Genomic DNA, 18,534 nt, shown 5'->3' on the forward strand with positions numbered 1-18,534 from the left:
CGCTTCGGCCGCTTCCAGGCCCTGGACAAGCTGAACCTGACCGTCCGGGGCGGTCAGCGGGCTTCCTCTGGGGGGTCGCCGACGTACGTGAGGTAGGCGTCGAGGATCGCGCGCTCGGTGAGCAGGCCCTCGGTGTACAGCTCCAGGGCCGGGAGCATGTACTCCCGCGACCACTCCTGCGCGACCCGGGCGAAGTCGACCTCCCCCTCGAAGCGCCCCAGCGTGAGGAACAGCAGCAGCGACCCGAGGGAGTTGGCGGCCAGGTAGCGGGCGCGCCGGGCCGGGTCCCGGCTCGGGCGGATGGTGCCCTCGGCCTCGCCCGCGGCGAGGTAGACCTCGATGTCGGCCACCATGCGCTCGAAGAGCCCGGCCGCGAGCGGGCCGCCGGCCTGCATGGAGCGGACGACGTAGGCCAGGAGCGGGGCGTACTGCTCCATCGCAGCGAGCTGGTGGAGGAAGGTCTGCCCGTCGTGGCTGGTGACCGTGTCCGTCTTGACCTCGTTCACGGCCGCGGTGACGTGGTCGTCGCAGGCCCGCCGGAGCCTGTCCTTGGATCCGAAGTGGTGGATCACCAGCCCGGGGGAGACCCCGGCCTGTTCGGCGATCGCCCGCACGCTCACCCCGAACCCGCGCTGGCCGAAGCACGCGATCGCCGCGTCGCGGATCCTGGCGCGCGCCGTGAGGTCGGACTCCCTCTCGGTCCGGTCCGGAGGGTCGATTGAACTCATGTTCAATACATTAAACGTTTGTTCAGCCACCTCGCAAGGGGGAGGCCCCGGTCCGTGCGGACCGGGGCGGCGGCGCTGGCCGTACACTCTGTGCACGGCGCCCGAGGCGCCCCACGCCGACGAGGAGAGGTTCGATGGTGCAGGTCGCGGTCGCCCAGTTCGCGCCCGGTCAGGACAAGGAGCGCAACCAGCGCTCGGTGGCGGAGCTGACCGCGCGCGCCGCGGCGGACGGGGCCCGTGTGGTCCTGTTCCCCGAGTACACGATGTTCACCGCGGGCCGTGTCGACCAGCGCTACGTGGCGGCGGCCGAGCCCCTTGACGGCCCCTTCGTATCCGGGGCCGCCGACACCGCCCGGCGGGAGGGCGTGCACCTGGTGCTGGGGGTCGGCGAGGCCGAGGGCGGCGCCGACGCCACCCGCTTCACCAACACCCTGGTGGCGCTGTCGCCGGAGGGCCGGCGGGTCGCGCACTACCGCAAGATCCACCTGTACGACGCCTTCGGCGCCCGGGAGTCGGACGTGCTGCGCCCCGGCCCGATCGAGGAGCCCGAGACCTTCACCGTCGACGGCGTGGTGTTCGGTCTGCAGACCTGCTACGACCTGCGCTTTCCCGAGGTGACGCGGCGCATCGCCGAAGCCGGGGCGCACGTGGTGCTGCTGGCCGCGCAGTGGGTGCCCGGCCCGCTGAAGGAGGAGCACTGGCGGACCCTGGCCCGGGCGCGCGCCATCGAGAACACCGTGTACGTGGCCGCGTCCGGGCAGGCGGCGCCCGCGGGTGCGGGCAACAGCATGGTGGTCGATCCCATGGGGACACCGCTCGCGGCCCTGGGTGAGCAGACCTCCGCGGTCGCATCGGCCGGGGTTTCGGCCTCTCGGGTCGAGGAGGTGCGTGAGCTCAATCCGGCGCTCTCCCTGCGCCGTTTTTCGGTCTCTGTGCGGGCCGAGGACTGAGGTCCCGGATCACTACCGCCCCGCAGCTAGCCGGACAAAACTGATGAATCCCATCCTGCGAGACAGGGTCTTCCCAGGCATCATCACTTAGGGTTATGATTCCCGTGCACGGTGTGATGTAGATCGGTCGGAACCATTCCAGGTGCCCAAAGCTTCTGATTCAATAAAGAGCCGGTAACTATCGGCCCGCCAGACTGTCCTAAACCACGGGGGGAGCAAGGACATTGCGCGGAACGAGCATGATGTGCGAACCAGACACGCGGCCCGCGATCGACGTCGAGGTCTACGATCCGGACTCGCTGAGCTGGGCGCAGTGCATGGGGGATGCCTGCGTCGTCTGCCACACCAAGTGGCCCCGGCCGCGCCGGGTGCTCGGTGAGCTCCCGGACGGGAGCGCGGTGTTCGGTTGTGAGGAGTGCGCCGACCTCGTCGGCGCGGAGCCCCGGGTGACCGCCGAGGAGCGGCTGTTCGCGGTGCGCTAGCGGTGCGCAGACGGTCGCGCTCCGGGCCCAGGGGGAGAGGTGGACCCGGAGCGCTCCCGTTGGCGCGCCCGCTTCCATTGGGGAGGAGGGGAAATGAGCGCGCCCTTCCCGGATGGTTCGTGCGTCGGCTGCCGGCGCCGACCACGCCCCGTGAGGGGCGTGCTGTGACAACGATACTCCGTGTCGTTCACCGCCGACCGACAGTGAGGCAGATCCGTCCGTTATTTTCACGGAATCCGAGTCAACCGTTGGTGGGGAACCCCAGGTCGACGCCTCCTCCGGGCCGTCGGCCCGGGTCGCTCCAACGGGCCGTGACCGCCTTGGTGCGGGTGTAGAAGTGAACACCCTCAGTGCCGTGCGCGTGTGAGTCACCGAACAGGGACTGCTTCCAGCCGCCGAAGGAGTAGTAGGCCATCGGCACCGGGATGGGGACGTTGATCCCCACCATGCCGACCTCGACCTCGTTCTGGAACCGACGGGCGGCGCCCCCGTCGTTGGTGAAGACCGCCGCACCGTTGCCGTAGGGGCTGGCGTTGACGAGCTTGACCGCCTCGTCGTAGCCGCCCACGCGCACCACGCTCAGCACCGGGCCGAAGATCTCGTCGCGGTAGCACGACATCTCGGGGCCGACGTGGTCCAGTAGCGACGGTCCCAGCCAGAACCCGTCCGGGCTCCCGCCCGACACCGGGTGCACGCGGCCGTCGACCGCCAGGGTGGCGCCCTCGCGCACCCCCGACTCCAGGTAGGAGGCCACCCGGTCGCGGTGCTCCCCGGTGACCAGCGGCCCCATCTCGCTGCGCTCGTCGTCGCCGGGGCCCACGCGCAGGCGCGACACCCGCTCGCGTATCCGCTCCACCAGATCGTCGGCCACCGAGTCCACCACGGCCACCGCGGAGACGGCCATGCACCGCTCGCCCGCCGAGCCGAACCCGGCCGAGACCGCCGCGTCCGCGGCCAGGTCCAGGTCGGCGTCGGGCAGTACCACCATGTGGTTCTTGGCCCCGCCCAGGGCCTGCACCCGCTTGCCGTGCTCGGCGGCGGTCCGGTACACGTACCGCGCGATCGGGGTGGAGCCCACGAAACTGACCGCCGACACGTCCGGGTGCTCCAGGAGGGCGTCCACCGCCTCCTTGTCGCCGTGCACCACGTTGAACACGCCCTCTGGCAGGCCAGCCTCGGCCCACAGCCCGGCCAGCAGCACCGAAGCGGAGGGGTCCTTCTCGCTGGGCTTGAGCACGAACGTGTCGCCGCAGGCCAGGGCCACCGGGAACATCCACATCGGCACCATCGCCGGGAAGTTGAACGGCGTGATCCCGGCGACCACGCCGAGCGGCTGGAGGATCGAGTAGGCGTCCACGCCCGCGGACACGTTCTCGGAGTAGCCGCCCTTGAGCAGGTGCGGGATGCCGCAGGCGAAGTCGACGACCTCCAGGCCGCGGGCCACCTCGCCCCGGGCGTCGGAGAAGACCTTGCCGTGCTCGGCGCTGATCAGCTCCGCCAGCCGGTCGGCGTTAGCGCTGAGCAGCTCGCGGAAGCGGAACAGGACCTGCACCCGCCGGGACAGCGGGGTGTCGCGCCACCCCGGGAAGGCCTCCCGCGCGGCCGTCACCGCGGCGTCGACCTCCTGCCGTCCGGCGAGGTCGACCGCGCCGGTGACCCGCCCGGAGGCCGGGTCGTAGATGTCCCCCGTCCGCCGGGCCGGTCCCTCGTGGGCGGTCCCGCCGATCCAGTGGGTGATGTGCTTGCTCATGCCGCTCTCCTCCTCGTCCACAGGGGCGCGCTCGGGGCTGGTGCGCCGCGCCCCGGCGCGGTTTGCTTGATACGGGGGGTCCCCGGGGGCCGCCGGTATCGTGCTGCCCGCCTCCGCGACCGTGCGCGGCGCCCCCTCGGCCCCGGTCGGCCCTTCCTCAGGCCTCGGCGTCCACCGCGCGCACCGCGTCCAGCAGCACGTCGCGGCCCTCCACGGCCTCCTCCTGCGACAGAGTCATCGGCGGCGCCATCCGCAGCACGTTGCCGTGCACGCCGCCCTTGCCCACCAGCAGGCCGCGCTCGCGGGCCGCCTCCAGCACCCCCCCGGCCAGGGGGGAGGACGGCGCGCCGGTGGCGGGGTCCGCCATCTCCACGGCGAACATCAGCCCCTTGCCGCGCACGTCGCGCACGCTCGGCAGCGAGGTCAGCGCGCGGAGCCCCTCCAGGATCAGCGCGCCCTGACGCCGGGCGTTGCCCTGGAGGTCGTGCTCCAGCACGTAGTCCAGGGTCGCCCCGGCCGCCGCCATCGACACCGGGTTGCCGCCGAACGTGGCCACCCCCAGCGCGCCCAGCCGGTCCATCAGGTCGCCTCGCGCCACCACACCGCCCACGGCGAACCCGTTGCCCAGGCCCTTGGCGAAGGTCATGGCGTCCGGTACCACCCCGTGGTTGCCGATGCCGAAGAAGCTCGTGCCGGTGCGCCCCCAGCCTGTCTGCACCTCGTCGGACACGAACAGGATGCCGTGCTCGTCCAGCACCTCCTTGTAGGCGGCGTACAGGCCGTCCGGCGGCATCGCGAACCCGCCCACGCCCTGCACTGGCTCGGCGATCAGGCACGCCACGTTCGGCGCCGCGGTGTCCAGCACGTCGCGCAGGTCGGCCACGCACGCCTCGACGTACTCCCGGTCGGTCATCCCCCGGAATGCCGGGGCCGCGTGATCGGTGCCGTGCAGGTAGTGCACGTTCAGCGGCGACAGGGAGGAGTTCTTCCACGCCCGGTTGCCGGTCACGGCCACCGTGCCGAACGAGCGCCCGTGGTAGCTGCCGCGCATCGCCAGCACCTCGTCGCTGCCGCGCGCGTACGTGGCCAGCAGCAGGGCGGTCTCGTTGGCCTCGGTGCCGGAGTTGGTGAAGAACACCTTCGCGTCCGGGATACCCGACAGGCGGGCGATCCTCTCCGCCAACTCGACCTGGCCGCGGATGAGGTAGAGGGTGGAGGTGTGCACGACCCCCCTGGCGATCTGGCGCTCGACGGCCTCGCGCACCTCGGCCACGTCGTAGCCGAGCATGTTGGTCACGATGCCGGTGAAGAAGTCCAGGTAGGTGTTGCCTTCGGCGTCCGTGACACGGGCGCCCTTGCCGCCGGTGATCTCCAGCGGGGACTCGTAGTACAGGGGAAGCCAGGAGGGCATGACCGCGCGGTGGCGCGAGAGAAGTTCCGACATGCCCCCAGTCTCGCCCCGGCCCCCGGGCTTGGCCAGGATCAGCTTGTTGACAACATGGCGGCCGGGTTTACGACGTGTAACCCCGCGTGCGCGCACCCTCCCCTCAGGTCGGGACCGGTCGGCGCGGTACACCGTGTAAGCCCGGAGGCCGGGAGCCTGACACTGCGTTCCGCGCCCGCCTCCTAGGATGGGTGACGTGCTTCCCACCCTCGCCGAGGTCCTCCAGCTCCCCGCCCTCCAGCGCGCCCGCCCCCGGGTCGTGGCGTGCCCGGACCGGCTGGGCGTGGCCGTGCGCTGGGTGCACATCGCCGAGGTCACCGACCTCGCCCACCTGCTGCGCGGCGGCGAACTGGTGCTCAGCACCGGCATCGCCATGCCCGACGACCCCGAGGCGCTGCGCCGCTACATCGACGACCTGGCCGCCGCAGGGGTCAGCGGCATCGCGGTCGAGCTGGGCCGCAAGTACCACGCCGAGCTCCCGCCCGCCTTCCTCGACGCCGCACGCGACGCGGGCGTGCCGGTGGTCCTGCTCGACCGCGAGGCCCGTTTCGTGGAGATCACCGAGGCCGTGCACATCCGGGTGGTCAACGAACAGCTGGAGGAGCTGCGCGAGTCCGAGAAGCTGCACTCGGTCTTCACCCAGCTCTCGGTGGAGGGCGCCGACACCGGGCGCATCCTGCACGAGGTCGCCCAGCTCTCAGGCTGCCCCGTGGTCCTGGAGAACCTCACCCACCAGGTGCTGGCCTGCGACCTCAACGGCGAGGAGCCCGGAACCCTGCTCACCTCCTGGGAGAGCCGCTCGCGCGCGGCGCGCTCGGGAACGCGCACAGTCCACACGCCCGCCAACGGCTGGCTCGTGACCACGGTCGGGGCGCGCGGCCAGGACTGGGGGCGGCTGATCCTCGTGGTCGGTGCCAACCCCACCCCGCGCCAGAGCATGCTCATCGAACGCGCCGCCACCACCCTGGCGCTGGGCAGGCTGCTGGAACGCCACCAGGAGAGCCTGGAGCGGCAGACGCACCGCACGATCATCGCGGGCATCATCGACCGGGCCTACTCCGACCCGGAGGAGGCGCTGGTGCGGGCCCGCGCCGTCGGCGTGCCGCTCAACGGCCGCGAACTGGTGGGGCTCGTGCTGCGCCTGCGTGAGAGCGGGACCGGACTGGCCGCCCAGGCGCGCCTGTCCGACACCGCCGAGGGCGCAGCGCGCGCCTGCCGCGAGCTGCGCCTGCCCGCCCTGGTGGGTTCCCTCGACGACCTGCGCGTGGGCATCCTGCTGGCGCTGCCGGGCCGCCAGCGCCTGGACCCGACCCTGCACATGCTCGCCGACCGCATCCGCACCGCGGTGGGCGGCGCCGCGGTGCTGGCCGTGGGCTCCTCCGCGGACGGAGTCCGGGAGGTGCGGCGCTCCTTCCTGGAGGCGCGCCAGGTCGGCGACGTGGCCATCCGCCAGAGCGACCAGCGCCCCTTCTACCGGCTGCCCGACCTGCACCTGCGCGGCCTGCTCCACCTGTTCCGCGACGACGAGCGGCTCCAGACCTACGTCGAGCGCGAGCTGGGGCCGCTGCTGGACCACGACGCGCGGCACGGCGGCGATCTGACCGACATGCTCCGCCACTACCTGGGCGCGGGGCGCAACAAGGCGCTCGCCGCCGGGCGGGCGCACCTGTCCCGCCCGGCGTTCTACGACCGGCTGCGGCGCATCGCCCACGTCCTGGACGCGGACCTGGACTCGGTGGAGACCTGCCTGTCCCTGCACGTGGCGCTGCTGTCGCTGGACTCGGTCCGCGACGAGCGCTGACCCGGCGCCTTCCGGTCAGCGTGCCCCGGGCGCTCCCTCCGACCCCAGCCGCAGCAGGACCGATGCCGGGCTCTTGCCGTGGGCGTCCAGGTACAGCGGCGTGGTCACGGCGCCCCCGTCCGCGCGCGGGCGCACCGGGACCAGCGCGCACCCCTTGTCCGCCCGGTCGACGGTGACCGGACCGCGCGCTCCAGCAGGTGGCCCGCCAGGGTTCCGGGGCCCTCGCGTCCGCGTCGCCGGGGCCCCGGCCCAGGCGGCGGGCCAGGGTCGCGAGGAACAGCGAGGGGCCGGCCGCACGGCCCGCGATCACCACGTCGGCCCCGCCCTCCGGCGAGGGCGTCGGGGCCGGTGTAGGCGTCGGCGGAGACGACCTCGCCGTGCGCCTCCGGCGGCAGCCCGTCCGCCCGGCTGGGCGCGGAAGGGCCCAGCCGGTGCAGCACGTCGTGGCCGGGGCGCTGATGGGCTTCGCCGACCACGTGCGCGTGCCCCCGGCCGACCCGGTCGTCGACCGCGGGCTGAACGTGCTCACGCTCCGGGACCGCAGGCCGGGGCCGGTCGCGGCGTGTTTCCTCCCACCGCTGAAGGGGGCGGCGGGCGGCGCTCCCCGCGCCTCCCGCCGCCTCCTCCGTACGGGTGCTACAGCCGGGCGAAGGCCTCCTCCAGGATGTCCAGGCCCTCGCGCAGCAGCTCGTCGCCGATCACCAGCGGCGGCAGCATGCGGATCACGTTGCCGTAGGTGCCCGCGCTCAGCAGGACCAGGCCGCGGGAGTGGCAGTAGGACAGGACCTCGGCCAGCGCCTCGGGGGCGGGTGTGCGGTCGGCGTCCTGGACCAGCTCGATCGCGATCATCGCGCCGCGTCCGCGCACGTCGCCGATGACCTCGTACTCGGCGGCCAGCTCGCGCAGGCGGCCCAGCATCAGCTCGCCGATCTCACGGGCGCGCTCCACCAGGCCGTCGGACTCGATCGCGGACAGGGCGGCCAGCGCGGCGGCGCACGCGGCCGGGTTGCCGCCGTAGGTGCCGCCCAGGCCGCCGCCGTGCACGGAGTCCATCAGCTCGGCGCGGCCGGTCACCGCGGCCAGCGGCAGGCCGCCCGCGATGCCCTTGGCGGTCGTGATCAGGTCCGGGACCACGCCCTCGTGCTCGCTGGCGAACATGTGGCCGGTGCGGGCGAAGCCGGTCTGCACCTCGTCGGCGACGAACACGATGCCGTTGGCGCGGCAGAACTCCACCACCGCGGGCAGGAAGCCGGGGGCGGGTTCGATGAAGCCGCCCTCGCCCTGGATCGGCTCGATCACCACGGCCGCCACGTTCTGGGCGCCGATCTGCTTGGTGATCTGCTCGATCACCATGGCCGCCGCCTCGGGGCCGCAGTTGTCCGGGCCCGTGGGCCAGCGGTACGGGTAGGCCATCGGCATCCGGTGGATCTCACCGGCGAACGGCCCGAAGCCCTGCTTGTAGGGCATGTTCTTGGCGGTCAGCCCCATAGTGAGGTTGGTGCGGCCGTGGTAGGCGTGGTCGAACACCACGACCGCCTGGCGGCCGGTCGCGCTGCGGGCGATCTTCACCGCGTTCTCGACCGCCTCGGCGCCCGAGTTGAGCAGGATCGAGCGCTTCTCGTGGTCGCCCGGCGTGATCCGGTTGAGCGCCTCGCACACGTCCACGTACGCCTCGTACGGGTTGACCATGAAGCAGGTGTGCGTGAACCGGCCGAGCTGCTCGGCGGCGCGCTCCACCACGCGGGGGTCGGCGTTGCCGACGTTGGTCACGGCTATGCCGGAGCCGAAGTCGATCAGGGCGTTGCCGTCTACGTCCTCGACGATGCCGCCGCCCGCGCGCTCGACGTAGACCGGCAGGACGCTGCCCACGCCTTGGGCGACGGCCGAACGGCGGCGCTCCTGGATCGCGCGGGACTCGGGGCCGGGGATCTCGGTGACGATCCGGCGGGACTGGGCGACCTCGGTCGCTGCCATGCGGCTGCCTCCTTCTGCGGTGGGCGGGAGCGGAGAGGGGTCGGGGGTGGGCTCCCCGACCTGGGACGACACTAGGGCGCGCGGAACCGCCCCCACATGGACAAGGTGGATAATCAGGGCAGAGCCTTGCGCCAGCGCGTCAGGGTTCGCACGGAGCGGGTCCGCCGGATCGGCGGGAGGTCGGTGGCATCGGCTTCCCCTCCACTTCGGCCGGCGGCCGAAGTGGAGGGGAAGCCGATGCCACCGACCCTGGGGGCCCTGATGCGCACGCCCCGCCTGCGCCTGAACCTGCTCACTGGCCAGGAGAACCTGGACCGGCGGGTGGAGTGGGTCGCGGTCAGCGAGCTGGAGGACCCCACGCCCTACCTGGCGGGCGGCGAACTCCTGCTCACCACCGGCGTGCGCTGGGCCACCGGCGTCCCAGACCTGCGCGACTACACGCGCCGCCTGGCCGAGCGCCGCGTCACCGCGCTGGGCTTCGCGGTCGGAGTGGTCCTGGAACGCACCCCCGAGCCGCTCCGCGAGGCCGCCGCCGAGTTCGGCCTCACGCTGCTGGAGGTGGCCCGGGAGACCCCCTTCATCGCGATCGGCAAGGAGGTGTCCCGGCTCCTGGCCAAGGAGGAGTACGAGGGGCTGAGCAGGGCCTTCGCCGCCCAGCGCGACCTCACCCGCGCCGCGCTCACCGGGGAGTCGGCGATCGTCGACCGGCTGGCCCGCGAACTCGGCGCCTGGGTGCTGCTGCTGTCCGCCGACGGCGCCTCCCGGCACGCCGCCCCCGCCGGGGCCTCCCCCCGCGCCGCCGGACTCGCCGAGGAGCTGGACCGGCTGCGCGAGGCGGGCGTGCGCGCCAGCGTCTCCCTCACCTCGGGCGGCGAACACGTCTCCGTGCAACCCCTGGCCACCAGCCGCCGGGTCCGCGGGTTCCTGGCCGTGGGCACCGGCGGGCGCCTCGGCCCGGACGAGCGCACGCTGGTCAACGCCGCGGTGTCGCTGCTCTCCCTCGAACTGGAGCGCACCGCCCACGACGCCACGTCCCGGGTGCGCGAGGGGGTGCTCGCGGCGCTGCTCACCGGGGCGCTGGACCCCCTCCACCCGGGGGCGGAGCGGCTGCGCGGGGTCCTTCCCGCCGAACCCGTCATCGTGGCGGCCGCCGACGGGGCCGGGCCCGCGCACCCGCCCGAGGGCGTCCTGGCCACCGAACACGACGGCCGCGCCCTGCTGCTGGCCTCCGCCGACACCGCGACGGGGGTGCTCGGCGAGGTCCTGGAGGGGCCGGTCGGGGTGAGCGACCCGTCCACCTACGCGGAACTGTCCGCGGCGCTGTCCCAGGCCGAGCGCGCACTGGCCGCCGCGCGCGACGCGGGGGAGGGGCTGCTCCGCGTCGGCGACCTGCCCGGCGGGCTGCTCGGGCTGGCCGACACGCCCGCCGGCGCCCGCATGGCCGGGGACCTTCTCGCCCCGCTGCTGTGCCAGCGCACCTCGGCCGAACTGCTCGCATCGCTGCGCGCCTACCTCGCTGCCTCGGGCCGGTGGGACGCGGCGTCGGAGGCACTGGGGGTCCACCGGCACACGCTGCGCTACCGCATGCGGCGCATCCGCGACCTGCTGCCCGGCGATCTGGACGACCCCGACTACCGCACCGAGCTGTGGATCGCCCTGCGCGTCCACCGCGCCGAGCACTGAGCGCCCTCCCGCCCCCCGGATCCCGTCGCCCGGCGTCGTCACCCGGAGTGAAAGTGGTGACGGGTTCCGGTGTTCGCGGGGTCCGGGATCGGTCCGTGCACCACAATGGCTTGCTGTCGGTGGGTAGTCGGCCGATGACACAGCCGTGTGGGGGAGACGTTGAGGTCACTGCGGGACGACGAGGACGAGATCGTGCGCGCGGGCGTGCCGGGGACGCCGCCGGGAGCCGTCGGCCCCCTCCCCGGGGCGCTCGGCGGCCCGTCGGGCGTCGGCACGGCCTCGCTGCGCTGGAAGCCCCCGATCGACCGTTCCGAGGTACGCTCCCTGCTGGCCTACCTGCGCGCCTGCCTGTGCCGCGAGGCGGTGCACACCCACGTCGTCCCGGTCGGCGACCTGGGCTCCGACAGCTGCGCGTGCCTGCCCCCGGGCCCCGAGGTGCTCTTCAGCGGGGTGAGGGAGACGCTTCCGCTGCACCCGGAGTCCGTCCGCGTCCTGCGCGCGGCCCACGACCTCGGCCAGTCCGTGCGCTACGGCTACCCGCTCGTGATCCTGGGGGAGGGCGAGGACCGGGCGGCCCTGCCCCTGCTCACCGTCGACGTGCGGATCGCGGACGAGACCGCGGACACCCCCTCCGGGTCAGGTGAGACGCTGGTCCGCGCGGTCGGCCCGCCCGACGTCAACCCCGCGCTCCTGGGACGTCTCGGCCTCACCGACCCCGAGGACCTGTTCGAACTGCGGACCCGGCTGCGCTCCGGTGCGCCCGATCCCCCGCGGCGCCCGGCGGCCGTCGCCGACCTCGCCGCCAGGATCCGCGCACTGCTCTCCGGCCTGGAGATCGAGCGGGTGGACGACATCGCACCCCTGGGCACCCGGGGCGCCCCGCGCACCGGGACGGACGGCGCCCACAACGTCGCCGTGCTCTTCCGGGCCGGTCCCGGCGGGGGACGCCACGACGCCGACGAGCGCGAACCCGTCGGCGTCGAGGGGGTCCTGGCCGACATCGACCCCTCCGGACGCGACGGCCTGGACCCCGGGGAGGTCGGCGGGACCGCCCTGGAGACCCTGCTCGGACAGCCCTCCCGGACGGCCGGCGCCCCCGCCCCGGCGGCGTCCGGACGGCTCTTCCGCGCTCCCCGCGCCGCGACCCGCCGCGGTTGCGCCGACCCCGCCGGAAAGGCCGCCGAGCCCCCCGTCCCGATCTCGGCGACCGCCCTCGACCAGTCCCAGTACGCGGTCCTGTGCGCGGCCATGCGCGAGCAGCTCACCGTGGCCGCCGCCCCGCCCGGAAGCGGTGTGCACGACCTGGTCGACGCCCTCGTCCGCACGGCCGTCAGCAACGGCCAGCGCGTCCTGGTGTGCGGGCGCACCGAGGCCGACGTCGACGCGGTGCGCCTGCGCGCGGACACCTCCCCCGGGCACCCCGTCGTGCGCGTCGGCGGGAACGGACGGAGCACGGCCGAGGCCGTACTGCTCACCCGGATCCTGGCAGAGCACTCCCGGAGCCTGCCCGCGGCCCCCGCCGGTTCCGGCGGGGAGGACCCCACCGTCCACTGGGCGGACCTGGCCGCGGACTGGGCGGCGGTCCGCGAGGCGTGGCGGGCCATGGACACCATGGCCTCCGGCGGCCACGCGCTCGCCCACCTGGCGGAGGAGCGCGGCCGGGTCGTCTCCCAGGGGTGGGACCCCGACTCCCTCTTCACACCGGAGCGGGGCGGACCCGAGTACTGGCTGCACCGGGCCGAGCGCGCGGGTGTCGGGGGCCTGGCCGGGCTGGCTCACCGCGGCGCCGTCCGCCGCGAACTGGGAGTGGACACCGACCCCGACAGCCTCGCCCGCCTGCGCGCGGTCGCCCGCCTGGAGGGCGAGTGGCGCGCGGCCGTGGACCGGCGCACCCGCTGCGCGCCGCTGAACACGCTCACCGCCGACCTGGCCGACGCCCTCGCCCGGCACCGCAGGTCCAGCTCCGCCTGCCTGCGCGCGGTCAACGACCCCCGGCTGTGGCGGGGCCGCGCCGCCATCGAACACCGCCTGGAGAGCCTCAACTGGCACCGCGGCCACGGCTGGCCGGGTCTGGGCGGGCTGCTCGACACCCTGCCCGCGTGGGTGTGCCGCACCGACCAGGTCCGGGCGCTGCAACCCCGGGCGGGCCTGTTCGACCTGGCCGTCGTGGTCGGGGCGGAGCGCACCCGGCTGGCCGAGCTGCTGCCGGTGCTCTACCGCGCCAACCGCGCTGTGGTGTTCGGAGACCCCGCGCACCCGGGACCGGTGAGCGTGCTGGAACCGGACGAGGAGCGCCGCGCGCTGTCCGCCGCCGGTCTGGTCGCGGGTCAGTTGGACGACCGGGGTCTGCGCTACGGCGGCGGTTCGGCGATGCGCGCCCTGTGCCGGGCCGCCCCGCCCATGCGGTGGTTGGAGGAGCACGAGGGGGCGCCGCCCCAGCTCGCCGGGGCCGCCTCGCGGCACTGCTACGGGGGAAGGCTCGCGGTGCGCACCCTCCCCGACCCCTCGGTCGGTCCCGCGTTCGAGTGGCGCGACGTCGCCGGGGTCTGCGAGGCCGCGCCCGGCGCGTCCTTCGTCAACCGGGACGAGGCCTACCGGGCGGCGGTGGTGGTGGGCGAGCTCGACGACCACCTGCCCCGGGGCCGGGTGGTCGCGGTGGTCGCGCCGACCCAGCCCCAGGCGGCACTGGTGCGCCGCCTGCTGCGCAAGCGCGTCCTGTGCCACGAGGTGCGGGTGGGCGGCCCGGACCTGTTGGCGGACGACCACGATCCGGCGGACGTCACCGTCCTGACGCCGACGCTTGCGACCGGGGCGCCCGCCGTCGCCGAGCGGCGCGTCCGCCGGATGGGCCACCTGTGGTCGTCGGTGCTCACCCGCACGCGCCAGCGGCTCGTGGTCGTGGGCGACCGCGGGTACTGGTCGGGCGACGACGGCCCGCTGGGCGAACTGGAGGCCTCGGTGCCGGGCGGTCGCGCGGAGCGCACCGACGCGGCCGCCTCCGCTCTGGTCAGGGAGCTGCGCGGGGTGGGGGCGGAGGTGGCCCTGCAGCAGACGGTCGAGGGCTGGACCGCCGACATGGTGGTCCGGTTCGGCTCCCGCCGACTGCTGCTCCTGCTCGACCGGGAACCCGACGGCCGCTCCCTGCGCTGGCTGCTCGCCCGCGGGGAGGCGCTCAACCGCACCACGGGGGACCCCGTGGTCGTGGTGCCCGCCTGGCGCTGCCTGGCCGACCCGCGCGCCCTGGTGGAGGAGATCCTCACCGCCCACTGACCCGCCGTACGGCCCTCGCCGGGGCCGGACTCCGACCGGACCGGCGGGCGGGGCGGGCGCACTACCCTGGAGCCCGATGTCCGGAAAGCGGTGTTCACGCCGCTCCGGGCGGACGGGGGAGGAGAGGACCGGTGCCCGAGGGCCACACGCTGCACCGCCTGGCAGCGCACTTCGACAAGACCTTCGGCGGAGGCGCGGTACGCGCCAGCAGCCCGCAGGGGCGCTTCGCCGACGGCGCCGCCCGGATCGACGGCCGGGTCCTCACCGAGAGCGAGGCCCACGGCAAGCACCTCTTCCTGGGGTTCGACTCGGGGGAGTGGCTGCGGGTCCACCTGGGCCTGTACGGCGCCTGGTCCTTCGGCGACGCAGACGGCGAACGCCACCTGGGCGCGCCGAGGGCCGCCGGCGGCGCCCGCCGGGAGCTGCTCCGCGACGCCGAGGGATTCGCCGTGCCGCCCGAACCCGTCGGGGCGGTGCGCGCCCGTCTGGTCAACACCTCCGGCTGGGCCGACCTGCGCGGCCCCTCGGCCTGCGAGGTCGTCACCGAGGACGACAAGCGCGCCGTCCAGGACAGGCTGGGACCCGACCCCCTGCGCGACGACGCCGACCCCGAGCGCGCCTGGCGCGTGGTCAGCCGCTCCCGGAGCAGCGTCGCCGCGCTCCTCATGCGCCAGGACGTGGTGGCTGGCATCGGCAACATCTACCGCGCGGAGTCGCTGTTCCGGGCTGGCCTGGACCCGATGACCCCGGGCCGCGACCTCACGGCCGGGCAGTGGTCGCGGCTGTGGGACGATCTGTCGGGCCTGCTCCGCGACGGCGTGCGCGACGGCTACATCATCACCACCCTGCCCGAGCACCGTCCCGACCCGGACGCGCGCCCCGTGCCCCGGCCCGACAGCCTCTACGTGTGCTACCGGACCGGCGAACCCTGCCGGGTGTGCTCCTCGCCGGTCGCCTCCGCCGAAGTGGCCGGACGCACCCTCTACTGGTGCCCCCGATGCCAGGGAGTTTGAGGGCTTTCGTGAGTTAAGTTCCCATTTGTCGGGTTGGGCGCCAAGGTCATGCAGTACAATCCCGAACCGTCTGCTTAACCGGTTCAGCGTTGTGTGATCAGGGGGACGAATGGGAGGTTTGATGCGGCGTCCGACCATCATGGACATCGCCAAGGCCGCGGGGGTGTCCAAGGGGGCCGTGTCCTACGCGCTCAACGGGCGCCCGGGGGTCTCGGAGGAGACCCGAAGACGCATCCTGGCGATCGCCAGCGACCTCGGCTGGGCGCCCAGCAGTCCGGCGCGCGCACTCGCCCCCGGCGGCCGGATCGGGGCGGTCGGCCTGGTGGTCGACCGGCCCGCCCACTCCCTGGGGCTGGAACCCTTCTTCATGCAACTGGTCTCGGGGATCGAGGCCGAGCTGGCCTCCTCGGGGGTCGACCTGTTGTTGCAGGTCACCGAGGACATGGGCGCCGAGATCGCGTCCTACCGCCGCTGGTCGTCCGAACGCCGGGTGGACGGCGTGATCATGGTCGACCTGCGCGTGGGCGACCCGCGCGTCCGGGTCGTCGAGGAGCTCCCGCTGCCCGCCGTCGTCCTCGGCGGACCGGAGGGCGTGGGCTCCCTGCCCTACCTGCACACCGACGACGCCACCGCCATGCGCGAGGTCGTCCACTACCTGGCCGCCCTCGGCCACCGGCGCATCGTCCAGGTGGCGGGCCCGGAGAAGTTCGTGCACACCCGCGTGCGCACCCAGGCCTTCCTGGACGCCGCGGCCCAGGCGGGGCTAAGCGAGGCCCGCTGGGTGCACGCCGACTACACGGGCGAGGGGGGTACGAGGACCACGCGCAAGCTGCTGGCCGCCACCGACCGGCCGACCGCCCTGATCTACGACAACGACCTCATGGCCGTGGCCGGACTGGGCGTGGCCCACGAGATGGGCGTGGACGTGCCCTCGCAGCTGTCCATCGTGGCCTGGGACGACTCGGTACTGTGCCGCCTGGTCCGCCCCTCGCTGACCGCCATAGTGCGCGACATCGTGTCCTACGGCCGCCAGGCCGCGCTGATGCTGGCCAGAACGATCGAGGGCAAGCCGGTGGCCAACAGCGAGACCTCCCGCGGGGAGCTGCTCCCCCGGGGCAGCACCGGACCCCTGGGCTCGTGACCCGGAGTTCCCGACCGGTCGCCCCCGGCCGGGGGACGGTCCGCGGCCGCCGCGCGCCCGGTCCGGCGCTCACACCGCGTGAGCTCCGCGGAGCCCGGTGTGGCGCGGCCACCGGGGTTCGCGGCGTGCACCCCGGCGGATGTTAACGATGTGAAAACAGGGATGCGAGTTGCCTCGGTGGTCTCTGTGGCTTTGGTGTCCAAAAGGTGACCCTGAGGGTGCTGCCACCCCTTCCCGAGCTGTGGAAGGCTACGGCGCGTAACGCCCCGCGCCGACAGGCCCACGAGGGAGCGAGAACGCCCGTGCGGAACCGGTTCAGCACCGTCGAACCTACTGACATACCCGCATCTGTGCTGTTACAAGCGAATAACAGCGAAGTGTCGGGCATTGACGCCCTTCCTGTGGACGTGTTGTTGTTAACGTCACTTACCCGGTTCAGCAACGGTCTCGTGCGCTCACCACTGGGAGCGCTCCCACCCTTCCGGTCTCACGGAGGGGACTCCCCCCATAGGCCGGCCGGGTGACAAGGAGGAGTCGAGATGAGAATGCTGCGGCTTCCGGCGGCACTCGCGGCCCTGGCCCTCGCGGTCAGCGCCTGCTCGGGTGACGGCGGGAACAGCGAGGGCGGTTCGGGTCAGTACCCCAGGAACGAGACCCTGTACACCACGGGTACGGCGTGGTCGGCACCGACCAGCTGGAACCCGATGATGCGGGGCCAGTTCGCGGTCGGCACCAACGGCCTGGTCTACGAGTCGCTCTTCCACTACGACACGGATGCGGGCGAGTACGTCCACTGGCTCGCCGAGAGCGACGAGTGGACCTCGGAGACCGAGCACGTGATCACCCTGCGCGAGGGCGTCACGTGGAACGACGGTGAGCCCCTGGTCGCCCAGGACGTGGTCACCACGCTGGAGCTCGGCCAGATCAGCGGCGTTCCCTACAGCAACGTCTGGGACTACGTCGAGAACGTCGAGGCCACCGACGAGCGCACGGTCACCGTCACCTTCTCGGAGAGCCGTCCGCAGGAGTGGATGAACTGGGCCTACTCCAACCCCATCGTCCCGGACCACATCTGGGCCGACATGGAGGAGACCCAGATCACCGACAGCGCCAACGAGAACCCCGTCGGTACCGGCCCCTACGCCTACGAGTCGCACACCGACGACCGTATGGTCTGGGAGCGCAACGACGAGTGGTGGGCCGTCGAAGCCCTCGACATGACGATGGACGCCCGCTACATCGTCGACATCGTCAACGCCTCCAACGAGGTCACGATGGGCATGCTGAACCAGGGCGAGGTCGACCTCTCCAACAACTTCCTGCCCGGCATCGACCAGGTCCTCAACAGCAACGAGACCATCACCAGCTTCTACGACGGCCCCCCGTACATGAAGAGCGCCAACACGGCGTGGCTCATCCCGAACCACACCCGTGAGCCGCTCAACGACACGGCGTTCCGCCAGGCCCTGGCCCACTCGATCAACATCACCCAGATCGTCGAGGGCCCGTACGCCAACCTGGTCCAGCCGGCCAACCCCACGGGCCTGCTGCCCGAGTGGGACGCCTACATCGACCACGAGCTGGTCGACCGCGAGGGCTTCACCTTCGACGCGGACGAGGCCGTGGCCATCCTGGAGGAGGCCGACTACATGGACCAGGACGGCGACGGCTTCGTCGAGACGCCCGACGGCGAGCCCATCGCCCTGACCCTCGCGGTCCCCTCCGGCTGGACCGACTGGATGGAGGCCGCCCGCCTCATCGAGCAGAACGCCCAGGACGTCGGCATCAACATCACGGCCGAGTTCCCCGACGAGGGCCTGCTCAACGACAACCGCAACGCGGGCGAGTTCGACCTGGTCATCAACAACGCGCGGCAGCTGAGCAACTCGCCGTGGACCTACTACGACTACCTCTACCAGCTGCCCGTCCAGGAGCAGCAGACCACGGTGAACTTCCACCGCTACGAGAGCGACGAGGCGTGGGCCCTCACCGAGGAGCTCGCCCGGGTCCCCGCCGACGACGTCGAGGCCGCCGCCGAGGTCACCTCGCAGCTCCAGGAGCACTTCCTGGCGGAGCTGCCGACCATCCCGCTCTGGTACAACGGCCAGTGGTCGCAGGCCAACAACGCCGCATGGACCAACTGGCCCAGTGAGGCCGAGGACACGCCCGGCACCCCCGCGGTGATGTGGGAGGGCTGGTACGAGCTCGGCGGAGTCGAGACCCTCGCCTCCATCGAACCGGTCGAGTAGAAGCGGGGGAGCGGCCCTCCCCCGTCCACCCCGCTGACCACTCCCCGAC

Annotated in this window: 12 protein-coding genes; 8 read left to right on the plus strand and 4 right to left on the minus strand. The window is 73.2% G+C overall.

Going from position 1 to position 18,534, the window contains the following annotated elements; translation table 11 throughout:
* Positions 1–53: 53 nt before the first annotated feature.
* Positions 54–728, minus strand: coding sequence for a TetR/AcrR family transcriptional regulator (locus ABD54_RS18990; RefSeq protein ID WP_047870857.1), 675 nt, complete (start codon positions 726–728; stop codon positions 54–56).
* A 134-nt stretch (positions 729–862) separates the two neighbouring features.
* Between ABD54_RS18990 and ABD54_RS18995 the strand changes: the two genes are divergently transcribed.
* Positions 863–1,678, plus strand: coding sequence for a carbon-nitrogen hydrolase family protein (locus ABD54_RS18995; RefSeq protein ID WP_047870858.1), 816 nt, complete (start codon positions 863–865; stop codon positions 1,676–1,678).
* 239 nt (positions 1,679–1,917) lie between these two features.
* Positions 1,918–2,160, plus strand: a complete 243-nt coding sequence (locus tag ABD54_RS19000) for a hypothetical protein (protein ID WP_082166900.1) — start codon at positions 1,918–1,920, stop codon at positions 2,158–2,160.
* Between the two features lie 241 nt (positions 2,161–2,401).
* On the opposite strand, the gene ABD54_RS19005 is transcribed toward ABD54_RS19000, so the two are convergent.
* Positions 2,402–3,910, minus strand: coding sequence for a CoA-acylating methylmalonate-semialdehyde dehydrogenase (locus ABD54_RS19005; RefSeq protein ID WP_047870868.1), 1,509 nt, complete (start codon positions 3,908–3,910; stop codon positions 2,402–2,404).
* Positions 3,911–4,067: 157 nt separating this feature from the next.
* Positions 4,068–5,354, minus strand: coding sequence for an aspartate aminotransferase family protein (locus tag ABD54_RS19010; protein ID WP_047870859.1), 1,287 nt, complete (start codon positions 5,352–5,354; stop codon positions 4,068–4,070).
* Positions 5,355–5,550: 196 nt separating this feature from the next.
* Between ABD54_RS19010 and ABD54_RS19015 the strand changes: the two genes are divergently transcribed.
* Complete coding sequence (locus tag ABD54_RS19015) at positions 5,551–7,155, plus strand: PucR family transcriptional regulator (RefSeq protein WP_047870869.1); 1,605 nt, start codon at positions 5,551–5,553, stop codon at positions 7,153–7,155.
* A 636-nt stretch (positions 7,156–7,791) separates the two neighbouring features.
* Here ABD54_RS19015 and gabT read toward each other — a convergent pair.
* On the minus strand, positions 7,792–9,129 hold the full coding sequence (gabT, locus tag ABD54_RS19025; protein WP_047870861.1) for a 4-aminobutyrate--2-oxoglutarate transaminase: 1,338 nt from the start codon (positions 9,127–9,129) through the stop codon (positions 7,792–7,794).
* A gap of 237 nt (positions 9,130–9,366) precedes the next feature.
* Between gabT and ABD54_RS19030 the strand changes: the two genes are divergently transcribed.
* The 5 genes from ABD54_RS19030 (at position 9,367) to ABD54_RS19050 (ending at position 18,485) form a co-directional block, all read left to right on the plus strand.
* Positions 9,367–10,812: a PucR family transcriptional regulator gene (locus ABD54_RS19030; protein ID WP_047870862.1), complete on the plus strand. Its 1,446-nt coding sequence runs from the start codon at positions 9,367–9,369 to the stop codon at positions 10,810–10,812.
* A gap of 159 nt (positions 10,813–10,971) precedes the next feature.
* Positions 10,972–14,082, plus strand: coding sequence for an ATP-binding protein (locus tag ABD54_RS19035; RefSeq protein WP_047870863.1), 3,111 nt, complete (start codon positions 10,972–10,974; stop codon positions 14,080–14,082).
* Positions 14,083–14,213: 131 nt separating this feature from the next.
* A complete protein-coding gene (locus ABD54_RS19040; RefSeq protein WP_047870864.1) occupies positions 14,214–15,095 on the plus strand; it encodes an Fpg/Nei family DNA glycosylase in 882 nt (293 codons plus the stop codon).
* A 121-nt stretch (positions 15,096–15,216) separates the two neighbouring features.
* Positions 15,217–16,236: a LacI family DNA-binding transcriptional regulator gene (locus ABD54_RS19045; RefSeq protein ID WP_047870865.1), complete on the plus strand. Its 1,020-nt coding sequence runs from the start codon at positions 15,217–15,219 to the stop codon at positions 16,234–16,236.
* Positions 16,237–16,781: 545 nt separating this feature from the next.
* Positions 16,782–18,485 (plus strand): ABC transporter substrate-binding protein, encoded by a 1,704-nt coding sequence (locus ABD54_RS19050; RefSeq protein WP_047870866.1) that lies wholly within the window; start codon positions 16,782–16,784, stop codon positions 18,483–18,485.
* Positions 18,486–18,534: the final 49 nt, after the last annotated feature.

Origin of the sequence: Nocardiopsis sp. RV163 (genome assembly GCF_001029525.1) — a bacterium.
Classification (GTDB): Bacteria; Actinomycetota; Actinomycetes; order Streptosporangiales; family Streptosporangiaceae; genus Nocardiopsis; species Nocardiopsis dassonvillei.